Genomic DNA, 18,315 nt, shown 5'->3' with positions numbered 1-18,315 from the left:
AGCAAAACTCACATTAACTGGTTGAAGTTATGGGTGTTTGCTTGTCTGGAGTTCGAGGAGAAGATGAACTTGCGGCGGGGTGTTTATCTCGGGAGGGAGTGCGCGCGGGATAGATCTCCGCGCTGCTGTTCTGCCCCTTCCCGCTCTCTGCACGCTGTGGGCAAGGCGCCCCACGTGCTGGACAACCGGACGGGACAGACTCCCTCCTGTGCGCCCTGACCCATCAGGGTTACCCCTTCGATGAGCGGAAGAGGCTTGTTCCTCCTCCGGCGCGGTAACCCGCAAGTTACCCTTGTTCCCTTCGCAGGTTTTAACCTGATCAGGTTCCACGGATCCCGAATTAACGGTCTCAGCTTCGCGTCGTTCGACGGTCAGCACTCCGACAAGATGGCGCCAGTATAAGGGGGAAAATTTAAAGCACAAGCCGTTAACAATCTGGCCAACACGCCTCTTTCAACAAATGAGTGAACGATGCCTCGCTCACGGGGCCACCCCAAACAGAGGTCAAACCTGCGTTGGCATCCCCTTGGCAAGCCATAGCTTCCCGCTGTGATCATTCAGGTACAGGAGGACAAAAAGAGGGAAAATCGAGGGGCGCAGGGCAAGTACAGCGTCTTGCGCAGAACAGAAACAGGCCCCTATGAAAGGGGCCTGAGAGGGAGGTTATTGAACCGGCACTATGGTCAGGGATACATTGCCAAACCCTTCGTTGGCAAGGGCCTCGCTGTCCAGATCCACACCGGTAAGCGCCACCTCATCGGCAGAGGCACTGCGCAGCTGGGCAGCCTTCGCGGAACGGGTCTGGGGCTGACCGATTTCGATATCGCCGGCAAACTGGCTCTCGGCATAGAAGTCACCGGTCACTGCCGAACGGATCGGGCGCAGCACACGACCCAGGTTATTCTGCATGGTCGACAAACCATACTCGCTGATGGTCCAGTTCCAGTCCCACCACTTCACTTCACCCGGGATATAACGCTTGTCCCACTGATAGCGGATGCTGCTCGCCTTGTCGCGGAACGGGCCGACGGCAAAGGTGTGCTCCCAGGTCGGACGATTCTCCGGATGGGTATACCAGGCATTGCCGCCCCAACGCAGGAAGCCCTTCATGGTCAGGTCATAATTGACCTCGGCCTTGAACTCGTAGGGGTAGGAGATGTTGGACTTGTAGAGGGCAACCCGCACCGGCAGGCTGGAGTGAGGCGGCACCGTGGGGCGCGCTTCAACCGAGACGGTCTCGGTGGTCGAGCCCCCGTGTTGGGAAGCCCAGCTCTGGCTCGCCGCAATCTCGATGGCAAGCTCGGTCTCACCCACCAGCGGCCACTGGAACTTGTTCTTGGTGGTCACCTTCTCGCTCAGACTGTAGGTGTCGGTCTTCGACCAGTTGGTGGCCTTGTCGTACTTCAGGGTCACCACCACCTGCTGGGGCAGGTCGGTGTAGTTGGTCGCATTGGCCGTGATGGTCTTGACCAGCTGCTTGCCGCTCTCGGTGACCTGACCATGGCTGAAGGAGTCGGGTTCCAGGGTATATGAGAAGTTGCTTACCTTGATGGAACTCTTCTCCCCGCAACGATATCCGGAGCAGCCGCCGTCATTATTTCCCTTTATCAACCAGCCATCACCAACCCGGGTAACATCCATATCTTCCCCGACATAAGGGCTATGATTCCCACCCACCCAGGCGTATCCCAAATAATGGGCGAGATAACTGACTGGCTTGATAAAATAATCATTATCATGGACAAGCCGCCATTGCACATCGACCTCATCACCCGCTGGAATATTCCAGTCAGAGAGTGTCGGTATTTCTCCGGAAACCGGTGAGTTGGGATAACACCAGGTTTCTCCGGCAGTGCCCTGTTTGATTTCGCCATTATATCCCGGCCCCATAATCACCCAGCGATCCGCCAGCCCGGTGATCTGCCACTGCCCCATGCGGCTGACCAGATTACCCTTGATACTCATGGCTTCATCGCGGGTCAGAGGACGGTAACCACTGGCACAGACGCCCGTGCCAAGACCCGCCCACTTGACCTGATCAGGGTAGACAGGTTCAGCCGCCTGCACCTGAGCGAGCATCAATGAAGACGCAAAAAACGCCAGATTGGCGGTAATTATTCTATTCATCATTTATCCCTCTTTCAGACATGCGATAATTGTTATTGTGTAGAAATATCCTTTTTCATTTGACAGGGATGGACTCCGACAAAACCTGACACAAATAAAATAAACCACCAAAAAACATCCATGACAAACAAAATAATGGTGATACAGGAAAATAATTAGAGCGATGACTTTATTGAGGAATAAATCATAAATATTGTGACAGTCATTATTTAATGGCTGCCACAATATGGTGAAACCATATTAAATAAGAAGATGCTGAATTACTCTTCCGGATTGATCACTTCAATTCCCTGCAATATTCCATCCGCCGAACGGATCAATACCAGCTCGCTCCCGGCATGCAGATCGGCGGCCGAGCCGTTGACCCAGCGCACCTGCGGATTGAGTCGCACAGTGCCCAGGGTGGCCAGCGTGAGCTGCCGGTCATCGAAGGATTGCAGGCGATCTTGCGCCCGCAGCCAGGGCTGATTGGCCAGCGGGGCTCTGGCGGCCAACAGCTCAATCCGGGTGGCAACGCCATTAGCCACCAGCAGGGCGAGCTGGTCGCCGGGTTTGAGTGGCTGCGGCCAAATATCCCCCTGCCGCCAGACGGCGGCACTGCCCTGCTCCACCTCGGCCCCCTGAAATTGCAGGCGGATGCCGTCGCTGTGCTCCAGCTCCACCAGCCACAATTCGTTGGCTCCCGCCTGCGCCGCCCAGAGCGGTACACCCAGCATCCATGCACACCACTTTCTCGATTGTTCCATCTTCGTTCGTCCCTGAACAAAAAGCCCATGCTGGACAAGCATGGGCTTCATTCGGGAGCATTTCTAATCGGAACGCAGAGATCGGATCAGTCATCCTCACGGCAGCGGCTCAGGCGCATGCCATCAAACTTGCACTCCAGCTCCAGCCAGCGCCCTTCGAACGGCGCCAGACTGTTATCCGAGGTGGTGTAGCCCCAGATCCGCCCCCCTTCGACCGGCCCCTCCAGATCCATCTCGTCCTTGTCATCTTCGTCGAGGGCTTCGACCTTGCGCACATAGCGCACGCCGTTCTCCACCACCCCCTTCATCTCGACCCAGGTACCGCCGAGATCATCCTCGTTGAGCCAATCCTTGAAGCGGGTCTGGTCGTCGATCACGAACGGCATGCCGTTGACCATCAACTGGCCAAGCTGCCAGGTGGTGCGGCCGGTCAGTTTGAATTCGGTCGCCTGTACGGTGCCAAGTGGCAACAAGATCAGCAATAGGAAGGCGCAGAGAGACTTCTTCATCAGGGATCCTCGGGGTTACACTGGCAAACAGGATGCCGAATCCGGTGTGAAAAGAGCGTGAAACGCTCGCCAACCAGGAGAGCAAAGCATGAAGATTTTGGTAGTGGAAGACAATCCTCAGGTGGCGGAAACCATCATGGATTATCTGGAGCTGGCCGGTCACCGCCTCGATTGTGCCTATCACGGTCAGGCGGCGCTGCAACTGCTGGAGGATCAGCGTTTCGACGTCATCATCATGGATGTGATGATGCCGCGCCTCGATGGCCTCAGCACAGTGGCGCGCCTGCGCGAGCAGGGGATTGCCACTCCCGTGCTGTTTCTCACCGCCCGCGACAGCCTGGAAGACAAGCTGGCGGGCTTCAAGGCGGGAGGGGATGACTATCTGGTCAAGCCGTTCGCCATGGAGGAGCTGGAGGTACGGCTGCAAGCTCTGAGTCTGCGTGGCCCGCGCGGCGATGTGGGGGCCATCAGCTTTGGCGATCTGACGGTCGATACCGCCAGCGGTCAGGCGACTCGTGCCGGCGTTCCCCTCAAGCTCGGCAAGATCCCGTTCCGGATCCTCGCCCTGCTGGCCCGCCGCGCCCCCGCCATCGTCAGCCGTCAGGAGGTGCTCGACACCGTCTGGGGGGATGAGGAGCCCGACTCCGATGCCCTGCGCAGCCATATCTACGCCCTGCGCAACGCGCTCGACAAACCCTTCCCCACTCCCATGCTGGAGACCCTGCACGGCCAGGGCTACCGACTGGTGAGCGCATGAGCCTGCCGAGCCTGCGCCGCCGCCTGATCATGGCGCTCGGCGGCGCCGGGGTGGTGCTGCTGATCCTGCTCTCTGGCCTGATGCTGGTGGCCGAGGACAAGATGGAGGAGCTGAGCCTGCGCCACTGGCTGGAAGCCGAAGTGACCCGCTACAGCGATGACTGGCTGCGACTCGGCCCGGCTGCGGCGGCTCCGAGCCCCAGACAGTTCTCCAGCTACTGGACCGAGGCGGGCCGCTTGCCGAAATGGCTGAAGCCCTACCAGACTCCCGGCTTTTTCGAGCATCAGCTGGGCAAGGAGGACAAACACTTTCTGGTGGCCCGTCACCCCTCCGGTGAGGGACTGCTCTATCTGGTGTTCAATGACGACGCCGATGACTACCTCGACCCCTACGAGGACAAGCTGCATCTGGCCACCCGACTGATCGGGGTGACCCTGCTGCTCGCCTGCCTCGGCTTCGGCATCTGGCTGGTACGCCATATCACAGGGCCGCTGCAACGGCTGCAACAGAGGGTCGCCCACCTCACCCCGGATCAGGCGGATTTCGAACCCGACGCCCCCTGGCAGGAGCTGCGGGATATCGAGCTGGCACTGTTGGCCGGTAAACAGGAGGTGAGCGCGGTATTCGCCCGCGAGCAGGAGTTCAGTCGCTTCGCCAGCCACGAGCTGCGCACCCCCAACATGGTGATCCAGGGCTCGGCCGCCCTGCTCGGCAAGGTGACGGATCTGCCCGCGCCAGCTGCCCGCGCCACCACCCGCATCCGCGCCGCCGCCGACGAGATGGCGCTGCTCACCGAGACCTTCCTGCTGCTGGGCCGCAAGGAGGCAGTGGAGCGACCGCTGCAGCAGGTGACCCCGCTGATCCGTCAGGAGCTGGCCCGCCTCGCTCCGCTGTTGCAGCGGGAGGCCCTCGATATCCGGCTTAATCTGGATGAGAGCAGCGAAGTAAACGCCCCCCTCTCCCTGCTCGCCATCGCCCTCGGCAACCTGCTGAAAAATGCCCTGAGCTATGCCGAGGGACATATCGACATCGAGCTGTGTGGCCCGGTGCTCACCATCAGCAACCCGACGGCGGCGGCGCCGGATCAGATCCTCGGCTACGGCTGCGGCCTCACCATCATCCAGCGCATCTGCGAGAAGCTGGGCTGGCAAATCGACACCCGGCTGGAGGATGGTGTATTTAGCGCCCGATTGGCGATGATCACTGCCGAACAGTTCCCTCTCCCTTTGGGAGAGGGTTAGGGTGAGGGCGCAGTGGCACCGCCAACCCACCAGCCAGATAGCAACAAGGCGCCCGAGGGCGCCCTGTTGCTATCTGACAGATGCAAGCCTGAGGCTCACTCCGCCGGTTTGTTCTTGCGGCTCGCCTTGAGTTCGAGGAACTCGATGATCTTGCCAGCCACATCCTTGCCGGAGGCGGCTTCCACCCCTTGCAGGCCGGGGGAGGAGTTCACCTCCAGCACCAGCGGGCCGCGGGCGCTACGCAGAATATCCACCCCGGCCACGTCCAGCCCCATGATCTTGGCGGCCTGCACGGCAGTGGCACGCTCTTCCGGCGTGATCTTGATGGCTTCGGCGGTGCCGCCCCGGTGCAGGTTGGAGCGAAACTCCCCCGGCTGGGCCTGACGGCGCATGGCGGCAACCACCTTGCCGTTGACCACCAGACAGCGGATATCGGCGCCATTGGCCTCGCGGATATACTCCTGCACCAGAATGTTGTTGTTGGTCTGGATAAAGGCTTCGATCACGCTCTCGGCGGCTTTCTGGGTCTCGCACAGCACCACGCCAATCCCCTGGGTTCCCTCCAGCAGTTTCACCACCAGCGGTGCCCCGCCCACCATGGTGATGAGGTCGGGCACATCGTGGGTGCTGTGGGCATAGCCGGTGATGGGCAGGCCGATACCGTGGCGGGAGAGCAGTTGCATCGCCCGCAGCTTGTCGCGGGAACGGCTGATGGCCACCGAGCTGTTTAGGGCCATGGTGTTCATCATCTCGAACTGGCGCAGCACGGCGGTGCCGTAGGCAGTAATGCTGGCCCCGATCCGCGGGATCACGGCGTCATAGCTTCCCAGCTCCCCACCCTCGTAGTGAATGGAGGGGTTGTGGGAAGCGATATTCATATAGCAGCGCAGGGTGTCGAGCACCTCTACCTGATGACCGCGCGCCTGTGCCACCTCGACCAGACGGCGGGTGGAGTAGTTTTTCGGCTCACGGGATAAAATGGCGATCTTCATGACAATTCCGCTAGAAGGCTGTGCCTGGGCAGGATGGGGCGGGAGAGTATAAGGTGCCACAGCGCCAAGACAACGCCAATTGTTTATCCTGACAACAAGACAAACCACACCAAACCGCACGCTACCACATCACTGTGACCAACAGGTTAAACGGCGGCTCTGCGCAGGTTGTTCAACCCGTGCAAGGATGCCGCCGTTTCTCGTTAAAGATCAACCGGTGTCACGCGGGAGTCAGTTCAGGTTTGGCCCCAACCAGCGTTCGGCCTCGGCCAGCGTCATCCCCTTGCGAACGGCGTAATCCTCCGCCTGATCTTGCTGGATCTGCGCCACCGCGAAGTATTTGCTCTCGGGATGAGAGAAGTACCAGCCCGACACCGCAGCCCCCGGCCACATGGCGTAGGATTCGGTCAGCTGCATGCCGATAGCCTGCTCCACCTCCAGCAGCTCCCAGATGCTCCCCTTCTCGGTATGCTCCGGGCAGGCCGGATAACCGGGGGCCGGGCGGATGCCCTGATAGTTCTCGCGGATCAGCTCCTCGTTGCTGAGGGCCTCGTCCGGAGCATAACCCCAGTGCACCTTGCGCACCTGTTCGTGCAGGTACTCGGCAAAGGCCTCGGCCAGACGGTCGCACACCGCCTGAATCAGGATGGCGTTGTAGTCGTCATGCTGCGCCTTGTAGGCCTTGGCGATAGCCTCCTCACCGATGCCGCCGGTCACCGCGAAGGCGCCGATCCAGTCGGGCTTGCCGCTCTCTTTCGGCGCCACATAGTCCGCCAGACAGTAGTTGGGGAAGCCCTGCTTCTCGCTCTGCTGGCGCAGGTGGTGCAGCACCTTGATGACCTCGGTGCGCGACTCGTCGCTGTAGACCTCGATGCTGTCTCCTACCGCGTTGGCCGGGAACAGGCCGATCACCCCGGCGCAGCGCACGCTCTGATCCTTTTCCAGCTGATCCAGCATGGCGTTGGCGTCGGCAAACAGCCTGGTCGCCTCCTCGCCGATGATCTCGTCCTCAAGGATGCGCGGATACTTGCCCGCCAGCTCCCAGCTGAGGAAGAACGGCGTCCAGTCGATGTAGGGGCGCAGCACCGAAATGGCCACATCTTCGAACTTCTGCACCCCGAGCTCGCGGGGCTTGGGCGGCTGGTAGCCAACCCAATCCAGCTGGTGCCGGTTGGCGCGGGCATGGGCCAGACTGACCGGGCGGGAGCGCGGCTGCTTGCGGGCATGCTGATCCCGGGCGATCTCGTACTCCTTGTCGATGCGGGCGACAAACGCCTCCTTCAGATCCGGGCTGAGCAGGCTCTGGGCCACCCCCACCGCGCGGGAGGCGTTGGAGACATAGACCACAGGCTCCGAGTAGTTCTGCTCGATCTTCACCGCAGTGTGGGCCTTGGAGGTGGTGGCACCGCCGATCAGCAGCGGCAGCTTGAAGCCCTGACGCTCCATCTCTTTGGCCACGTGCACCATCTCGTCCAGCGACGGGGTGATGAGACCCGACAACCCGATGATATCGGCGCCGACCTCACGCGCAGTCTTGAGAATCGTCTCGCAGGAGACCATGACCCCGAGGTCGACAATCTCGAAGTTGTTGCACTGCAGCACCACCCCGACGATGTTCTTGCCGATGTCGTGCACGTCCCCCTTCACGGTCGCCAGCACGATTTTGCCGTTGCTGGAGCCACCCGACTTTTCCGCCTCGATATAGGGCTGCAGATAGGCCACCGCCCGCTTCATCACCCGGGCCGATTTCACCACCTGCGGCAGGAACATCTTGCCCGCCCCGAACAGGTCGCCGACCACGTTCATGCCATCCATCAGCGGCCCTTCGATGACATGCAGCGGCTTCTCGGCGCCAGCGCGTGCCTCTTCGGTATCCTCTTCGATAAAGTCGGTGATCCCCTTGACCAGTGCATGCTCCAGCCGCTTGCCCACCGGCCAGCTGCGCCACTCCTGATCCCGCGGATCCTCGGCCTGGGCGCCGGCACCGCGATACTTCTCGGCGATGGCCAGCAGCTCCTCGGTGGCGTTGTCATTGAGGTTGAGCACCACCGCCTCGACCTTCTCTTTCAGCTCCGCCGGAATGTCTTCATAGATGGCGAGTTGGCCGGCGTTGACGATCCCCATGTCCATGCCGTTCTTGATGGCGTGGTAGAGAAAGACCGCGTGAATGGCTTCGCGCACCGGCTCGTTGCCACGAAACGAAAACGAGACGTTGGAGACGCCGCCGGAGATCATGGCGTGAGGCAGGTGCGTCTTGATGTCCTTCACCGCCTCGATAAAGTCCACCGCGTAGTTGTTGTGCTCGTCGATGCCGGTCGCCACCGCGAAGATGTTGGGGTCGAAGATGATGTCTTCCGGCGGGAAACCGACCTGATCCACCAGGATCCGGTAAGCCCGCTGGCAGATCTCGAACTTGCGGGCGCGGGTATCGGCCTGGCCCACCTCATCGAATGCCATCACGATGACGGCGGCGCCGTAGCGGCGCAGCAGTTTCGCCTGCTCGATGAATTTATCCTCCCCCTCTTTCATGGAGATGGAGTTGACCACCGGCTTGCCCTGCACGCACTTGAGGCCCGCTTCCAGCACCTCCCACTTGGAGGAGTCGATCATCACAGGTACCCGGGCGATGTCCGGCTCCCCGGCGATAAGGTTGAGGAAGCGCACCATGGCCGCTTCGGCGTCCAGCATCCCCTCGTCCATATTGATGTCGATGATCTGGGCGCCGTTCTCCACCTGCTGTTTGGCAACATCGAGGGCCTCGTCGTAGAGCCCTTCTTTTATCAAGCGCTTGAACTTGGCCGAACCGGTAACGTTGGTCCGCTCCCCTACGTTCACGAACATGGACTCGGGAGTGATGATAAGGGGCTCGAGGCCCGACAGCCGGCAGGCCACCGGCAGTTCGGGTAGCACGCGCGGCTTGATGCCCGCCACGGCGTCGGCCATGGCGCGAATATGGGTCGGGGTGGTGCCGCAGCAGCCACCGACCAGGTTGAGGAAGCCGCTTTGGGCCCACTCGCGGATATGCTCTGCCATCTCGACGGCATCGAGGTCGTACTCGCCGAAAGCATTGGGCAGACCGGCGTTGGGGTGGGCGCTGACGCAGGATTCGCTGATGCGAGACAGCTCCTCCACATACTGGCGAAGCTCATCGGGCCCCAACGCACAGTTGAGGCCGAACGAGACCGGTTTGACGTGGCGCAGCGAGTGGTAGAAGGCTTCGGTGGTCTGGCCGGAGAGGGTACGGCCGGAGGCATCGGTAATGGTGCCGGAGATCATCACCGGCAGGCTGTAGCCCAGCGCCTCGAACACCCCTTCCACCGCGAAAGCGGCCGCCTTGGCGTTGAGGGTATCGAAGATGGTTTCGATCAGGATGATGTCAGCGCCGCCCTCGATCAGGGCATGGGTCGATTCGGTGTAGGCGGCCACCAGCTGGTCATAGGTGACGTTACGCTTGCCGGGATCGTTCACATCCGGCGAGATGGAGGCGGTACGGTTGGTGGGGCCCAACACCCCTGCCACGAAACGCGGCTTGGCGGGATCTTTTGCCGTCCACTCGTCTGCCACGGCGCGGGCCAGACGGGCGGCTTCACGGTTGATCTCGGCCGAGAACTCTTCCATCTCGTAATCGGCCATGGCGATGCGAGTGGCGTTGAAGGTGTTGGTCTCGAGAATGTCGGCCCCGGCAGCGCAATACTGCTCGTGGATCTCGCGGATCACCGCCGGACGGGTCAGCACCAGCAGATCGTTGTTGCCCTTGATGTCGGTATGCCAGTCGGCAAACCGCTCACCCCGATAATCCGCCTCACCGAGTTTGTAGCCCTGGATCATGGTGCCCATGGCCCCGTCGATGATCAGGATCCGCTCCCTGAGGCAGGCTTCCAGCTTCTTTGTTACGTCCGACTGCTTGCTCAGCTCTCTGCTCGACATTACGTTCGACACCGCGTGTTCCTCTTACATCCATGCAACTGCGTAAACAGCATCCTAACAGCAAACAAATAAAATGGAAATCTAGCCGTCTATCAGTCCAAATGCGCCACCATATACTCATTTATGGGTAATGAGTAACATAGGGCCCGAGAGTAACCTATGCCCGTCCTGCATAGGGATACGTGCTTGCTGTCTACCAACGAGAAAAAAATAACTATGAGCGTCTACTACACACTCTGTTTTCTGGCAGCGTTGGCGATTTTTATCGCCTTTGCCAACCAGTATGTTGTGAAGATCCAGACCACCATCGCCATTACTGCGGGCTCCATGCTGATCTCCGCACTGCTGGTGCTGTTTGGCAAACTGGGCTGGTTCAACCTGGAACCTCTTGCCGTCAAGACCATGGAGAGCATCGACTTCCAGAACTTCCTGCTGAAGGGGATTCTGGGCTTCCTGCTGTTCGCCGGTGGCCTCGGCATCAACCTCAAGGCGCTGCGTAGCCAGAAGTGGGAGATCACCATTCTGGCCATCATTGCCACCCTGCTCTCCACCTTCCTCATCGGCTACGGCTTCTGGTTTATCGCCAAGCTGCTGGGCTGGGAGTTGCCGCTGGTCTACTGCATGCTGTTCGGCGCGCTGATCTCCCCCACTGACCCGATTGCCGTACTGGCCATCGTCAAGAAGATGAAAGCGCCACCCCAGATCGCCATCCAGATCGAAGGGGAATCCCTGTTCAACGACGGTGTTGGCCTCGTCATCTTCGCTACCGTGTTTGCCGTCGCCTTTGGCGGTGTCGAACCCACCTTCGGTAGCGTGGCCGGTCTGTTTCTGCACGAAGCCCTCGGCGGCATCCTGTTCGGTGCCGTGCTGGGCCTCATCGCCCACGTGATGATCAGCGCCACCGATGACGGTTCATTGGAGCTGCTGCTGACCCTCTGCATCCCGACCGCCGGTTTTGCCTTTGCCAACATGATCGGCGTCTCCGGCGCACTGGCCATGGTGGTCACCGGCATCATGATCGGCAACTGGACCCGTCACTCCGGCTTCTCCGAGCAGAGCAGCCATCACCTGGATCACTTCTGGGAGTTGATGGACCAGTTCCTCAACGCCCTGCTGTTCCTGCTGATCGGTCTGGCGCTGGTACTGCTGGATCTCGCCTGGCGTGACTGGATCCTGCTGGTCATTGCGGTGCCGCTCTGCCTGGGCGCCCGCTTTATCAGCGTGTCGCTACCCTATGTGGCTTTCCGCCGATTCCGCAATTACAACACCTTCTCGGTGCGGATCCTCACTTGGGGTGGCCTGCGCGGTGGTCTGGCCATGGCGATGGCGCTGGCACTCCCCTCCGGCGTCATGATGATCCCGGAACATGGCGTCGATCTGCGGGAGGTCATCCTGGTGATGACCTACTCGGTGGTGATGTTCTCCATCGTGGTGCAAGGCATGACCATCACCCCGATGATCACGGCCGCCAAGAAGGCCTGTGGCGACTACTGAGTCGGCCCACTGTGCTGATTGCAGAATGAGAGAGGGCTCCCGTCGGGAGCCCTCTTTTTATGGCGGATAGTTGCGAATATTTGCTGCTGATAGCGCCTTGATTACACAGAGGAAAAGCGTACTGACTTCAACATCGGCAAATTATTGTTTGCTTTTTATTCATTTCGAGGAGAGAATGCTCGTCGGCTAGTTAATCAGCCCTGTTTATGTTTATCCTGCAATGCTTCACCTCACGATGAATCCTGCCAGTACCCGCATAACCTTCTTCTGATTTACTCGCCTTGAGAACCGTCAGGCTGTCTGCCTGCGTTGCCCGGCTCTCACGGTGCAGACCCGAGCTGCCCACCCAATTTGATTTATGCATCAGCATATTCCTTGAAAGTGCAGACGCCCTTTAACCGGGCTGGGTATTCCTGCGCGCTTGTCGTTCACCCAATCGATCGCGCCCATTGACCTGACATTTGCCAATACAAGGAGCAAACACCTAATTTATATAGAGAAATACCATGATGAAAGCAGTACAAACACACAAGCCCCTGCGTCGCAGCAAACCCATCAACCTGCCTGTGCAAGAGCACGACAATGATGCGTTTCTGATCCAGTTCAGCACCCGCTTCAGCGGCGGTTTCGCCATCTCCTGTGATGGTATCGCTGGCGAGTTCTCCATCGAAGAACTCAACTGACGTTTCGTTACGTCCAATTAAAACCCGCCTTGCCTACAAAAGCCCCATGATATATAAGGCCCACTGAGAATTCATGTCCCATCAGGTGATGGGAGGTGATACCAGTTAGGGATACATATGTGGGGTTTTTTATGGGGTTTTGTGGGGGTATAAAATGGCATTAGTGGTCACTGCACTCAGGAAAATGCTTGGCACCCCCCACGGCGGCAAGAAGCCCATCCGTAAAGTGGATCGCGGCGATGGACTGAATGCCTTCTGGCATCCAAGCGGGTCAGTCAGCTTTGTTTTCCGCTATCGCTTTAATGGGAAAAATCTGGAAGTGACCTTGGGGAAGTTCACCAACAACAGCGCAGGGATCGATATTGAAGAAGCCCGCAGGAAAACCGAGCAATGTAAAGGATGGCTAGCGGCCGGCCACAATCCAGCGTTGATGCTCAAACTGGCCAAAGAAGAACGACTGAAACCAGTCACGGTAGAAGATGCGATTTGTTATTGGCTGGATAACTACGCAGCTAAAAACAGAAAGAATGCCCCAAAGATCCGGCAACAATTCCAAAAATGGATCTTTCCCAAGATAGGCTATCTCCCACTCATCGATTGTGAGACCAGACACTGGCTGGTGGCTTTTGATGAATGCAACAAGCAGGTACCTGTTACCGCTGGCATGCTCTTCCAGATCTCCAAACAGGCGCTGAAGTATTGCCGTGTTCGATGCTATGCCGTCTCGAATGTACTCAATGACCTGACTATTGCAGATGTAGGTAAACGGGGTGGAAAAAGGGATCGCGTTCTGAGTCTTGCAGAAATCCACGCTCTGATGGAATGGATCCAAAGCCCCTCCTCCAACACCTACTATCGTGCACTATCTCTCTTGCTACTATCTTTCGGAGCAAGAACACGTGAAGTGCGGGAATCCCATATAACAGAGTGGGATCTAGCCGCAGGGATATGGACCGTTCCTATCGAACATTCAAAAACGGACCACAAAATTGTCCGCGCCATACCTGAGCGACTCAAACCGATGCTCGCCGAACTTATCGCAACCGCAAAAAAGAACAAAACGTCCTATCTTCTCGGCCAGCTAAAGAAAGTGAGCACGGTGGCGACCTACGGCCACAAGTTGTCAGTAAGACTTGGACATAGCCCTTTCTGGACCTTCCACGATTTACGACGCTCTCTTGCAACCCATCTCACAACTGCTGGGATCGCCCCACATGTGATCGAAATCATTGCCGGCCATAGTCTAAAGGGAGTCATGAGTCATTATATTCACGACCACCGGCTATCAGAACAAAAAGCCACCCTCGAGTTATGGCAGTCAATAATCTGGGACTCCACGGCCAGCAGCAATATCATCCACTTAAATAAGGCTGCATGGCGACATCAATAACTATGAAGAGATGCAATTTACCGGACACCGACTACCTCAAGATTACCAAGGCAGCCAGCGAACTGGGTTGCAAGGTAGAAGACATAATCCATTGGGCAGCCAATCAGAAGACCACGCTCTATTTGATGCTAGAAGAGTCAGAATGTGCCGTCATCGTACGCAACCTGGACCCAGCACAGCCAAATGATGCCTTCGACAAGCAGATGGGAGCTCAGGACCGGTTGGTCAATGCGACGCTGAAGATCACTCAGGGTGAATTTGGGCTGGCACGACTCCACTTTAATGATGTGCGTCCAAGCAAACTGTTTGGTGGCGTCCCCATGTTCTACCGCTTCAGTTACGGCGGGGTTACCTATCCATTAACCTTGATGGCCAAGGCTTCCGGACTCTGGACTGTGGGCCACAGCTTTGCCAAGCAGTTGGAAACTCACGGGATGGTGGAGTTCCGCTCCTTCTTTGTAACACACGGTTATCTGCTCACCCTCAACAATCCCATTGATGGCTTTCAGGTCTCCATTGTGCCAGTTACCTCTGCCAAAAACCCCGAGGTGCCAGATTGCCGTGTATTTCCCGAGCACTTGTGGTTGACTCATGAGAGCGTGAAGCAACTATTCAGCAACACGGCCCGGCATTCATCTCGTTCGGGGATTACAGCCCTCAACAAACACCCCAGATATTCCCCCAAAAAACATGCAATGCTCATCTTCCTGACGGAATTGCTGGTGGAGCATGATGACGTGCTGGCAACCATCGCCGTTGATCGGGATACCTTCACATCCTCTCACTATCACCAACTGGTCATCGAGCTGCGTCACGCTCTACAGTGTCCTGATAAGGAGTTGGTCAAGCAGCTTATCAAACGGTGTGCGCACACCTCGGCAGGCTTTCTCTTTCTGGCTAACAGGCCGTTTGAAGAGTGGTCGAATACCGCGATTGCAGAAGCGATTCAAACGCTGATGTGCTCAAGGCCACGAGATCAAATACAGAGCCAGTTGGCCAATGTCGACAAAAACACCATCCGAGATTGGTTAAATTAACGACCATCACGGTGAGTTAACCTAACTCACCGTGATTTAGCCTTTACTCACCTCACATCTCAAAATAATTCCGAGAAGATGCACTCATCAAATCCAATGAGACGAGGTGAACCATGAATTCTCAAAAAATACTCTCCATTACAACAGTTTGTGACCTTGTCGGACGCAATCGCCGCACTCTGTGGGCATGGGTTCGTGACGGGGTTTTTCCCGAACCCATCAAGATCCATGGCAAAACAGTCGGCTGGCCAGAGTCGGTATACCAACAATGGCTCGCAGAATTGATGGAGAGCAAGTGATGGCCAAATCACCCTTCAGCTATCGTTCGTTGGCGGCGGCAGACAGCGGAACGCTGCAACCCATTCTCAAACACAAAGACCTGCAGCGAGTGCTGGGGTGCTCCAGAACGACGATCTACCGGTGGCTCGCTTTGGCCAAGCTCCCGGCACCGCTCAAACATAACAACGGACGGATCATGGGGTGGACAAGGCAGCAAATTGAAGCGCTGTTAACAGTGGATTGAAGAATAAATGGGGGCAGCAGCCTCCTTTATTTGGCACCGAATGTAACAAACTGGCACATCATCCCCGATTTTCTCCAAGGCCTAGTCTCTGCTTGCAAAGCACCCCGTCCACGATCGGCGGGGGGTTAACTGCACCCAGCCGCCATCACTGCTTCAGGATATTGATAATATATGCTCGGTATTCATCACGATTCTTCTTTGACTCTTCCCCTGAACTATGAGTATCAAGGCCATGCTTGGGCGGTCATGAACAACATACGTATCAGGCGGGACATCATGGATGGCATCTTCCGATTACTGGAAAGATTCTTTAGCAAGACCAGCAAGTTACTTGCCATCCGCCTGGAGCTTAAAATGCAACAGGGCACAGACAACAATCAACCCATCAGTCGTTTCTGCAGACAGTTCAAATCAACACTGATCCAGCACTACGGCCCCTGTTATCACGGTTACATCTGGGTCAGAGAGAAAGCCAAATCCGCAGCCCAACACTACCACTTGGCCCTGTTTTTGGACGGACAAAAGGTCAAGCACTCTGACAATGTCTACCGGTTAGCCAAAGCAGAATGGACATATGGCTACCTAGCCCTACCGATGAATCCCTTTTACTTCGTCCACCGTGATCGCCTGGATGAACATAGATTGCTTGTCTACCGCTTAAGCTATTTGGCCAAAACCAAAGACAAGGGAAAGCGGCCACCAGCGGTCAAGGACTACCAAATCAGTCGCAGTATCAGGAAGCAATGAACGATGAAAAGCCGAATTTATGCTCCGAGAATCCCAACCCGCATTAGGAAACCGAGCGAAATGGGGTTCTATGAACGCAAGGTGTTCTGGCGTAATCATCAGGAGAACTTTGCCAATCTGGTGCTGCTTCAAGGTATCAGCATCAAGTTCTACGCAGAGCTATACAAACTTGATTTGAGACTCGTCTATGTAAAGTTTCGGGATCTGGGCAGTGCGGAGCTAAGGCGACGCTTCTGGGAACGTCATCGTCAACAATACCAATCTGAGCAGGCTGAAAACGGCCTGTCGGTAGAGGCCTATATAAAAACGCATAAGCTGCATCATAAGACAGCAAGACTGGAACTGAAGCGACGGTCCATGAGTGAAAAGTGGGAGACCCACTGTAGACGCTACGCTCTGCAGTCGAAACATCGAGATATCACCATTGCCCAGTATGCGAGGGAAAACAATCTGAATCCCTCGACAGCACGGCGTTACATACGAAAAGCCATCACATCTAATAGATAAAAAGCACCATAGGTATTTGGTCCCCCCCCTAGGATGCCCATCAATGGCAGGGATCGTTTACCAGAAACGCAAAGTCTAAATACACATGTAAAAAATTACCAAAAACAATAAACTTAAATAAAATCAGTAATATATTAATATTGAAAGTGATCATCGCAACTTACTGAACATGCAGACCAGAGGTAAAGTGATCCTCCGTCATCAGTGCGTAAACCTTAGACTTGCTGGTGGCTGGGTACTGACAGGGCTCGCTTGGCGTTTACAATCATCGCTGCAGCCATTGCAGGCAGCAACACAGACATCAGGTACACGGAGGCCTGTGCGTTGTGCGCTGGTGACTGAGTCGATATATTTGGGAGAGTCAAGAGAGGCGCTTGACCTTTCTGTTGCTTGGCATGGTGGATCGAGCGGCACTAGTTTGTGAGCATGAGTCCTGCAATCCCTCTTAATTCCACGAATTATCAGACCTTATCCCTTCAACGGCCTAAATCCTGGGCATGGTGGCAAGACGCGACCTGGACCGAATGTGTGCTTCGACGGCCTATGCTGGCACCACCTCGGAGGTCTCACCCCAACTGATGGGCCACCAACACGATTCAGAGGTTCAACATGACATTTCAACCCTCAGAACTGAATAAAAAACGCTCCCGCCGCTTGCGCAAAAAACTGCATCTCGATGAATTTCAGGAGTTGGGTTTACACCTGACCTTTACCATAGATCGAGCGCAAGTCGACTTCGAAGAGGCACTGGATCGATGGCTGGACTATATCGAACTGCAAGGTTGGAGCTTTGGCGGGGTTGGTGCTTTGGCGGGGGGGAGCCGACGCTGAGCTCAGCGGTTACCTGTGCCAAGCAGCTAACGACTCATTGACCTCTCAAGATCGGGAAGCAATTGCCAACTGGTTGACCGTACAGCCATGGGTGACTGGCCATCGGCTAGCACCACTGAGCGATGCCTGGTATGGCCCCTAGGAGGGGTGAGCGGGCAGCCCAATTGGGCAGCCCGCTCAGGATCATGACTTACTGATAGCTCATGACAAAGTCTGCCGCGGCATCGAACTCACCCGGGACGGGTGGGTTGCTACCATCTGCAGCCACCGTGCTCACGACCTTGGCGCCAAATTTGAGGTGGTTATCACCATTGACCAGACTGGACACCTTGGTTGGCGTACCCAACACAATCTCTTCCCCTGACTGCTTGTTGACCAGAGCAATCGCACCACCAGACCCCCCACCGTTCAATGCCAGCGCATGCTTGGTATCGTCGGATGGAATCCCGGAGAAGGTCACTGTCGCACTGGCTGCGGTGGCAAAATCACAGGCTTCCAGGTGAATTTCGAAAGGCCGCAGCGGAGTTGAACCCTGCTTTTTCAGTAGCGAGTTGGCGATCTCCCCCATCTGTACTGTCTGATCCACACTCTCGGGCGCAATGGAGCAGGGGGCATCGATAATGGCACCCACAAACTTGATGGTGCCATGACCCTGATCCTGAGGAGAAGACGCAGCTGGACTGGATGGACCCAAATCACTCCAACCGCCATCATCGTCTGCACAGGCAAGTGCAGCATACCCTCCAGATACCATTGCCACAGTCAAGGCAGTGACCAAACGCAAGCCTGATATTTTTTTCATAC

The 18,315-nt window shown here is 57.0% G+C and carries 18 protein-coding genes and 1 riboswitch; of the genes, 12 read left to right on the top strand and 6 right to left on the bottom strand.

Annotated features, from left to right (window positions below):
* Positions 1-279: 279 nt before the first annotated feature.
* Positions 280-392, bottom strand: a riboswitch (TPP riboswitch).
* Positions 393-663: 271 nt separating this feature from the next.
* The 3 genes from aerA to G5533_RS10265 form a co-directional block, all read right to left on the bottom strand.
* Positions 664-2,127 (bottom strand): aerolysin AerA, encoded by a 1,464-nt coding sequence (gene aerA, locus G5533_RS10275; protein WP_421205753.1) that lies wholly within the window; start codon positions 2,125-2,127, stop codon positions 664-666.
* 260 nt (positions 2,128-2,387) lie between these two features.
* Positions 2,388-2,873, bottom strand: a complete 486-nt coding sequence (locus G5533_RS10270; protein ID WP_376889940.1) for a hypothetical protein — start codon at positions 2,871-2,873, stop codon at positions 2,388-2,390.
* A gap of 86 nt (positions 2,874-2,959) precedes the next feature.
* Positions 2,960-3,382 carry a hypothetical protein gene (locus G5533_RS10265; protein ID WP_236294153.1) on the bottom strand — a complete coding sequence of 141 codons (423 nt, stop codon included), beginning with the start codon at positions 3,380-3,382 and terminating at the stop codon, positions 2,960-2,962.
* A gap of 88 nt (positions 3,383-3,470) precedes the next feature.
* On the opposite strand from G5533_RS10265, the gene G5533_RS10260 reads away from it, so the two are divergent.
* Both G5533_RS10260 and G5533_RS10255 read left to right on the top strand, forming a co-directional pair.
* Complete coding sequence (locus G5533_RS10260) at positions 3,471-4,139, top strand: response regulator transcription factor (protein ID WP_236294152.1); 669 nt, start codon at positions 3,471-3,473, stop codon at positions 4,137-4,139.
* On the top strand, positions 4,136-5,380 hold the full coding sequence (locus tag G5533_RS10255) for a sensor histidine kinase (RefSeq protein ID WP_107682220.1): 1,245 nt from the start codon (positions 4,136-4,138) through the stop codon (positions 5,378-5,380). Before G5533_RS10260 ends, G5533_RS10255 begins: the two co-directional genes overlap by 4 nt.
* Positions 5,381-5,475: 95 nt before the next feature.
* Here G5533_RS10255 and rimK read toward each other — a convergent pair whose 3' ends face one another.
* Complete coding sequence (gene rimK, locus G5533_RS10250; RefSeq protein ID WP_005340088.1) at positions 5,476-6,372, bottom strand: 30S ribosomal protein S6--L-glutamate ligase; 897 nt, start codon at positions 6,370-6,372, stop codon at positions 5,476-5,478.
* Between the two features lie 231 nt (positions 6,373-6,603).
* Positions 6,604-10,299, bottom strand: a complete 3,696-nt coding sequence (metH, locus tag G5533_RS10245) for a methionine synthase (protein WP_441254765.1) — start codon at positions 10,297-10,299, stop codon at positions 6,604-6,606.
* A gap of 216 nt (positions 10,300-10,515) precedes the next feature.
* Between metH and G5533_RS10240 the strand changes: the two genes are divergently transcribed.
* From G5533_RS10240 to G5533_RS10195, 10 genes are all read left to right on the top strand, one after another.
* On the top strand, positions 10,516-11,793 hold the full coding sequence (locus tag G5533_RS10240) for a cation:proton antiporter (protein ID WP_019446508.1): 1,278 nt from the start codon (positions 10,516-10,518) through the stop codon (positions 11,791-11,793).
* A gap of 506 nt (positions 11,794-12,299) precedes the next feature.
* Positions 12,300-12,476, top strand: coding sequence for a hypothetical protein (locus G5533_RS10235; RefSeq protein WP_118854342.1), 177 nt, complete (start codon positions 12,300-12,302; stop codon positions 12,474-12,476).
* A 154-nt stretch (positions 12,477-12,630) separates the two neighbouring features.
* Complete coding sequence (locus G5533_RS10230) at positions 12,631-13,866, top strand: tyrosine-type recombinase/integrase (RefSeq protein WP_441254754.1); 1,236 nt, start codon at positions 12,631-12,633, stop codon at positions 13,864-13,866.
* Positions 13,867-13,868: 2 nt separating this feature from the next.
* Positions 13,869-14,903, top strand: coding sequence for a hypothetical protein (locus G5533_RS10225; RefSeq protein ID WP_421205553.1), 1,035 nt, complete (start codon positions 13,869-13,871; stop codon positions 14,901-14,903).
* Between the two features lie 113 nt (positions 14,904-15,016).
* Positions 15,017-15,202, top strand: coding sequence for a helix-turn-helix transcriptional regulator (locus G5533_RS10220; RefSeq protein WP_421205554.1), 186 nt, complete (start codon positions 15,017-15,019; stop codon positions 15,200-15,202).
* Positions 15,202-15,426, top strand: coding sequence for a helix-turn-helix transcriptional regulator (locus tag G5533_RS10215; RefSeq protein ID WP_421263121.1), 225 nt, complete (start codon positions 15,202-15,204; stop codon positions 15,424-15,426). The genes G5533_RS10220 and G5533_RS10215 overlap by 1 nt, the downstream gene beginning before the upstream one ends.
* A 171-nt stretch (positions 15,427-15,597) precedes the next feature.
* The gene (locus G5533_RS10210; RefSeq protein ID WP_421263120.1) at positions 15,598-16,173 is read left to right on the top strand and encodes a YagK/YfjJ domain-containing protein; all 576 of its coding nucleotides are present in this window, start codon (positions 15,598-15,600) and stop codon (positions 16,171-16,173) included.
* Positions 16,174-16,176: 3 nt separating this feature from the next.
* Positions 16,177-16,680, top strand: coding sequence for a hypothetical protein (locus G5533_RS10205; RefSeq protein WP_421208865.1), 504 nt, complete (start codon positions 16,177-16,179; stop codon positions 16,678-16,680).
* Positions 16,681-17,289: 609 nt separating this feature from the next.
* Complete coding sequence (locus G5533_RS10200; RefSeq protein ID WP_441254753.1) at positions 17,290-17,511, top strand: 50S ribosome-binding protein YggL; 222 nt, start codon at positions 17,290-17,292, stop codon at positions 17,509-17,511.
* The gene (locus tag G5533_RS10195) at positions 17,483-17,653 is read left to right on the top strand and encodes a 50S ribosome-binding protein YggL (RefSeq protein ID WP_441254764.1); all 171 of its coding nucleotides are present in this window, start codon (positions 17,483-17,485) and stop codon (positions 17,651-17,653) included. The genes G5533_RS10200 and G5533_RS10195 overlap by 29 nt, the downstream gene beginning before the upstream one ends.
* Before the next feature lie 48 nt (positions 17,654-17,701).
* Here G5533_RS10195 and G5533_RS10190 read toward each other — a convergent pair whose 3' ends face one another.
* Positions 17,702-18,313, bottom strand: a complete 612-nt coding sequence (locus tag G5533_RS10190) for a fimbrial protein (RefSeq protein ID WP_421205561.1) — start codon at positions 18,311-18,313, stop codon at positions 17,702-17,704.
* Positions 18,314-18,315: the final 2 nt, after the last annotated feature.

This window comes from Aeromonas sp. A600620 (genome assembly GCF_029479985.1).
GTDB classification, from domain to species: Bacteria; Pseudomonadota; Gammaproteobacteria; order Enterobacterales; family Aeromonadaceae; genus Aeromonas; species Aeromonas veronii_A.
The sequence above is the reverse complement of the archived record's forward strand: the minus strand, read 5'-3'. Positions and strand labels throughout refer to the sequence as shown.

Coding starts and splice junctions, on each gene's coding strand:
- G5533_RS10265 (WP_236294153.1), bottom strand. CDS start 3,382: ATGAAGAAGTCTCTCTGCGCCTTCCTATTGCTGATCTTGTTGCCACTT.
- G5533_RS10255 (WP_107682220.1), top strand. CDS start 4,136: ATGAGCCTGCCGAGCCTGCGCCGCCGCCTGATCATGGCGCTCGGCGGC.
- aerA (WP_421205753.1), bottom strand. CDS start 2,127: ATGAATAGAATAATTACCGCCAATCTGGCGTTTTTTGCGTCTTCATTG.
- rimK (WP_005340088.1), bottom strand. CDS start 6,372: ATGAAGATCGCCATTTTATCCCGTGAGCCGAAAAACTACTCCACCCGC.
- G5533_RS10230 (WP_441254754.1), top strand. CDS start 12,631: ATGGCATTAGTGGTCACTGCACTCAGGAAAATGCTTGGCACCCCCCAC.
- G5533_RS10220 (WP_421205554.1), top strand. CDS start 15,017: ATGAATTCTCAAAAAATACTCTCCATTACAACAGTTTGTGACCTTGTC.
- metH (WP_441254765.1), bottom strand. CDS start 10,299: ATGTCGAGCAGAGAGCTGAGCAAGCAGTCGGACGTAACAAAGAAGCTG.
- G5533_RS10235 (WP_118854342.1), top strand. CDS start 12,300: ATGATGAAAGCAGTACAAACACACAAGCCCCTGCGTCGCAGCAAACCC.
- G5533_RS10205 (WP_421208865.1), top strand. CDS start 16,177: ATGAAAAGCCGAATTTATGCTCCGAGAATCCCAACCCGCATTAGGAAA.
- G5533_RS10270 (WP_376889940.1), bottom strand. CDS start 2,873: ATGGAACAATCGAGAAAGTGGTGTGCATGGATGCTGGGTGTACCGCTC.
- G5533_RS10225 (WP_421205553.1), top strand. CDS start 13,869: ATGAAGAGATGCAATTTACCGGACACCGACTACCTCAAGATTACCAAG.
- G5533_RS10210 (WP_421263120.1), top strand. CDS start 15,598: ATGCTCGGTATTCATCACGATTCTTCTTTGACTCTTCCCCTGAACTAT.
- G5533_RS10200 (WP_441254753.1), top strand. CDS start 17,290: ATGACATTTCAACCCTCAGAACTGAATAAAAAACGCTCCCGCCGCTTG.
- G5533_RS10215 (WP_421263121.1), top strand. CDS start 15,202: ATGGCCAAATCACCCTTCAGCTATCGTTCGTTGGCGGCGGCAGACAGC.
- G5533_RS10190 (WP_421205561.1), bottom strand. CDS start 18,313: ATGAAAAAAATATCAGGCTTGCGTTTGGTCACTGCCTTGACTGTGGCA.
- G5533_RS10260 (WP_236294152.1), top strand. CDS start 3,471: ATGAAGATTTTGGTAGTGGAAGACAATCCTCAGGTGGCGGAAACCATC.
- G5533_RS10240 (WP_019446508.1), top strand. CDS start 10,516: ATGAGCGTCTACTACACACTCTGTTTTCTGGCAGCGTTGGCGATTTTT.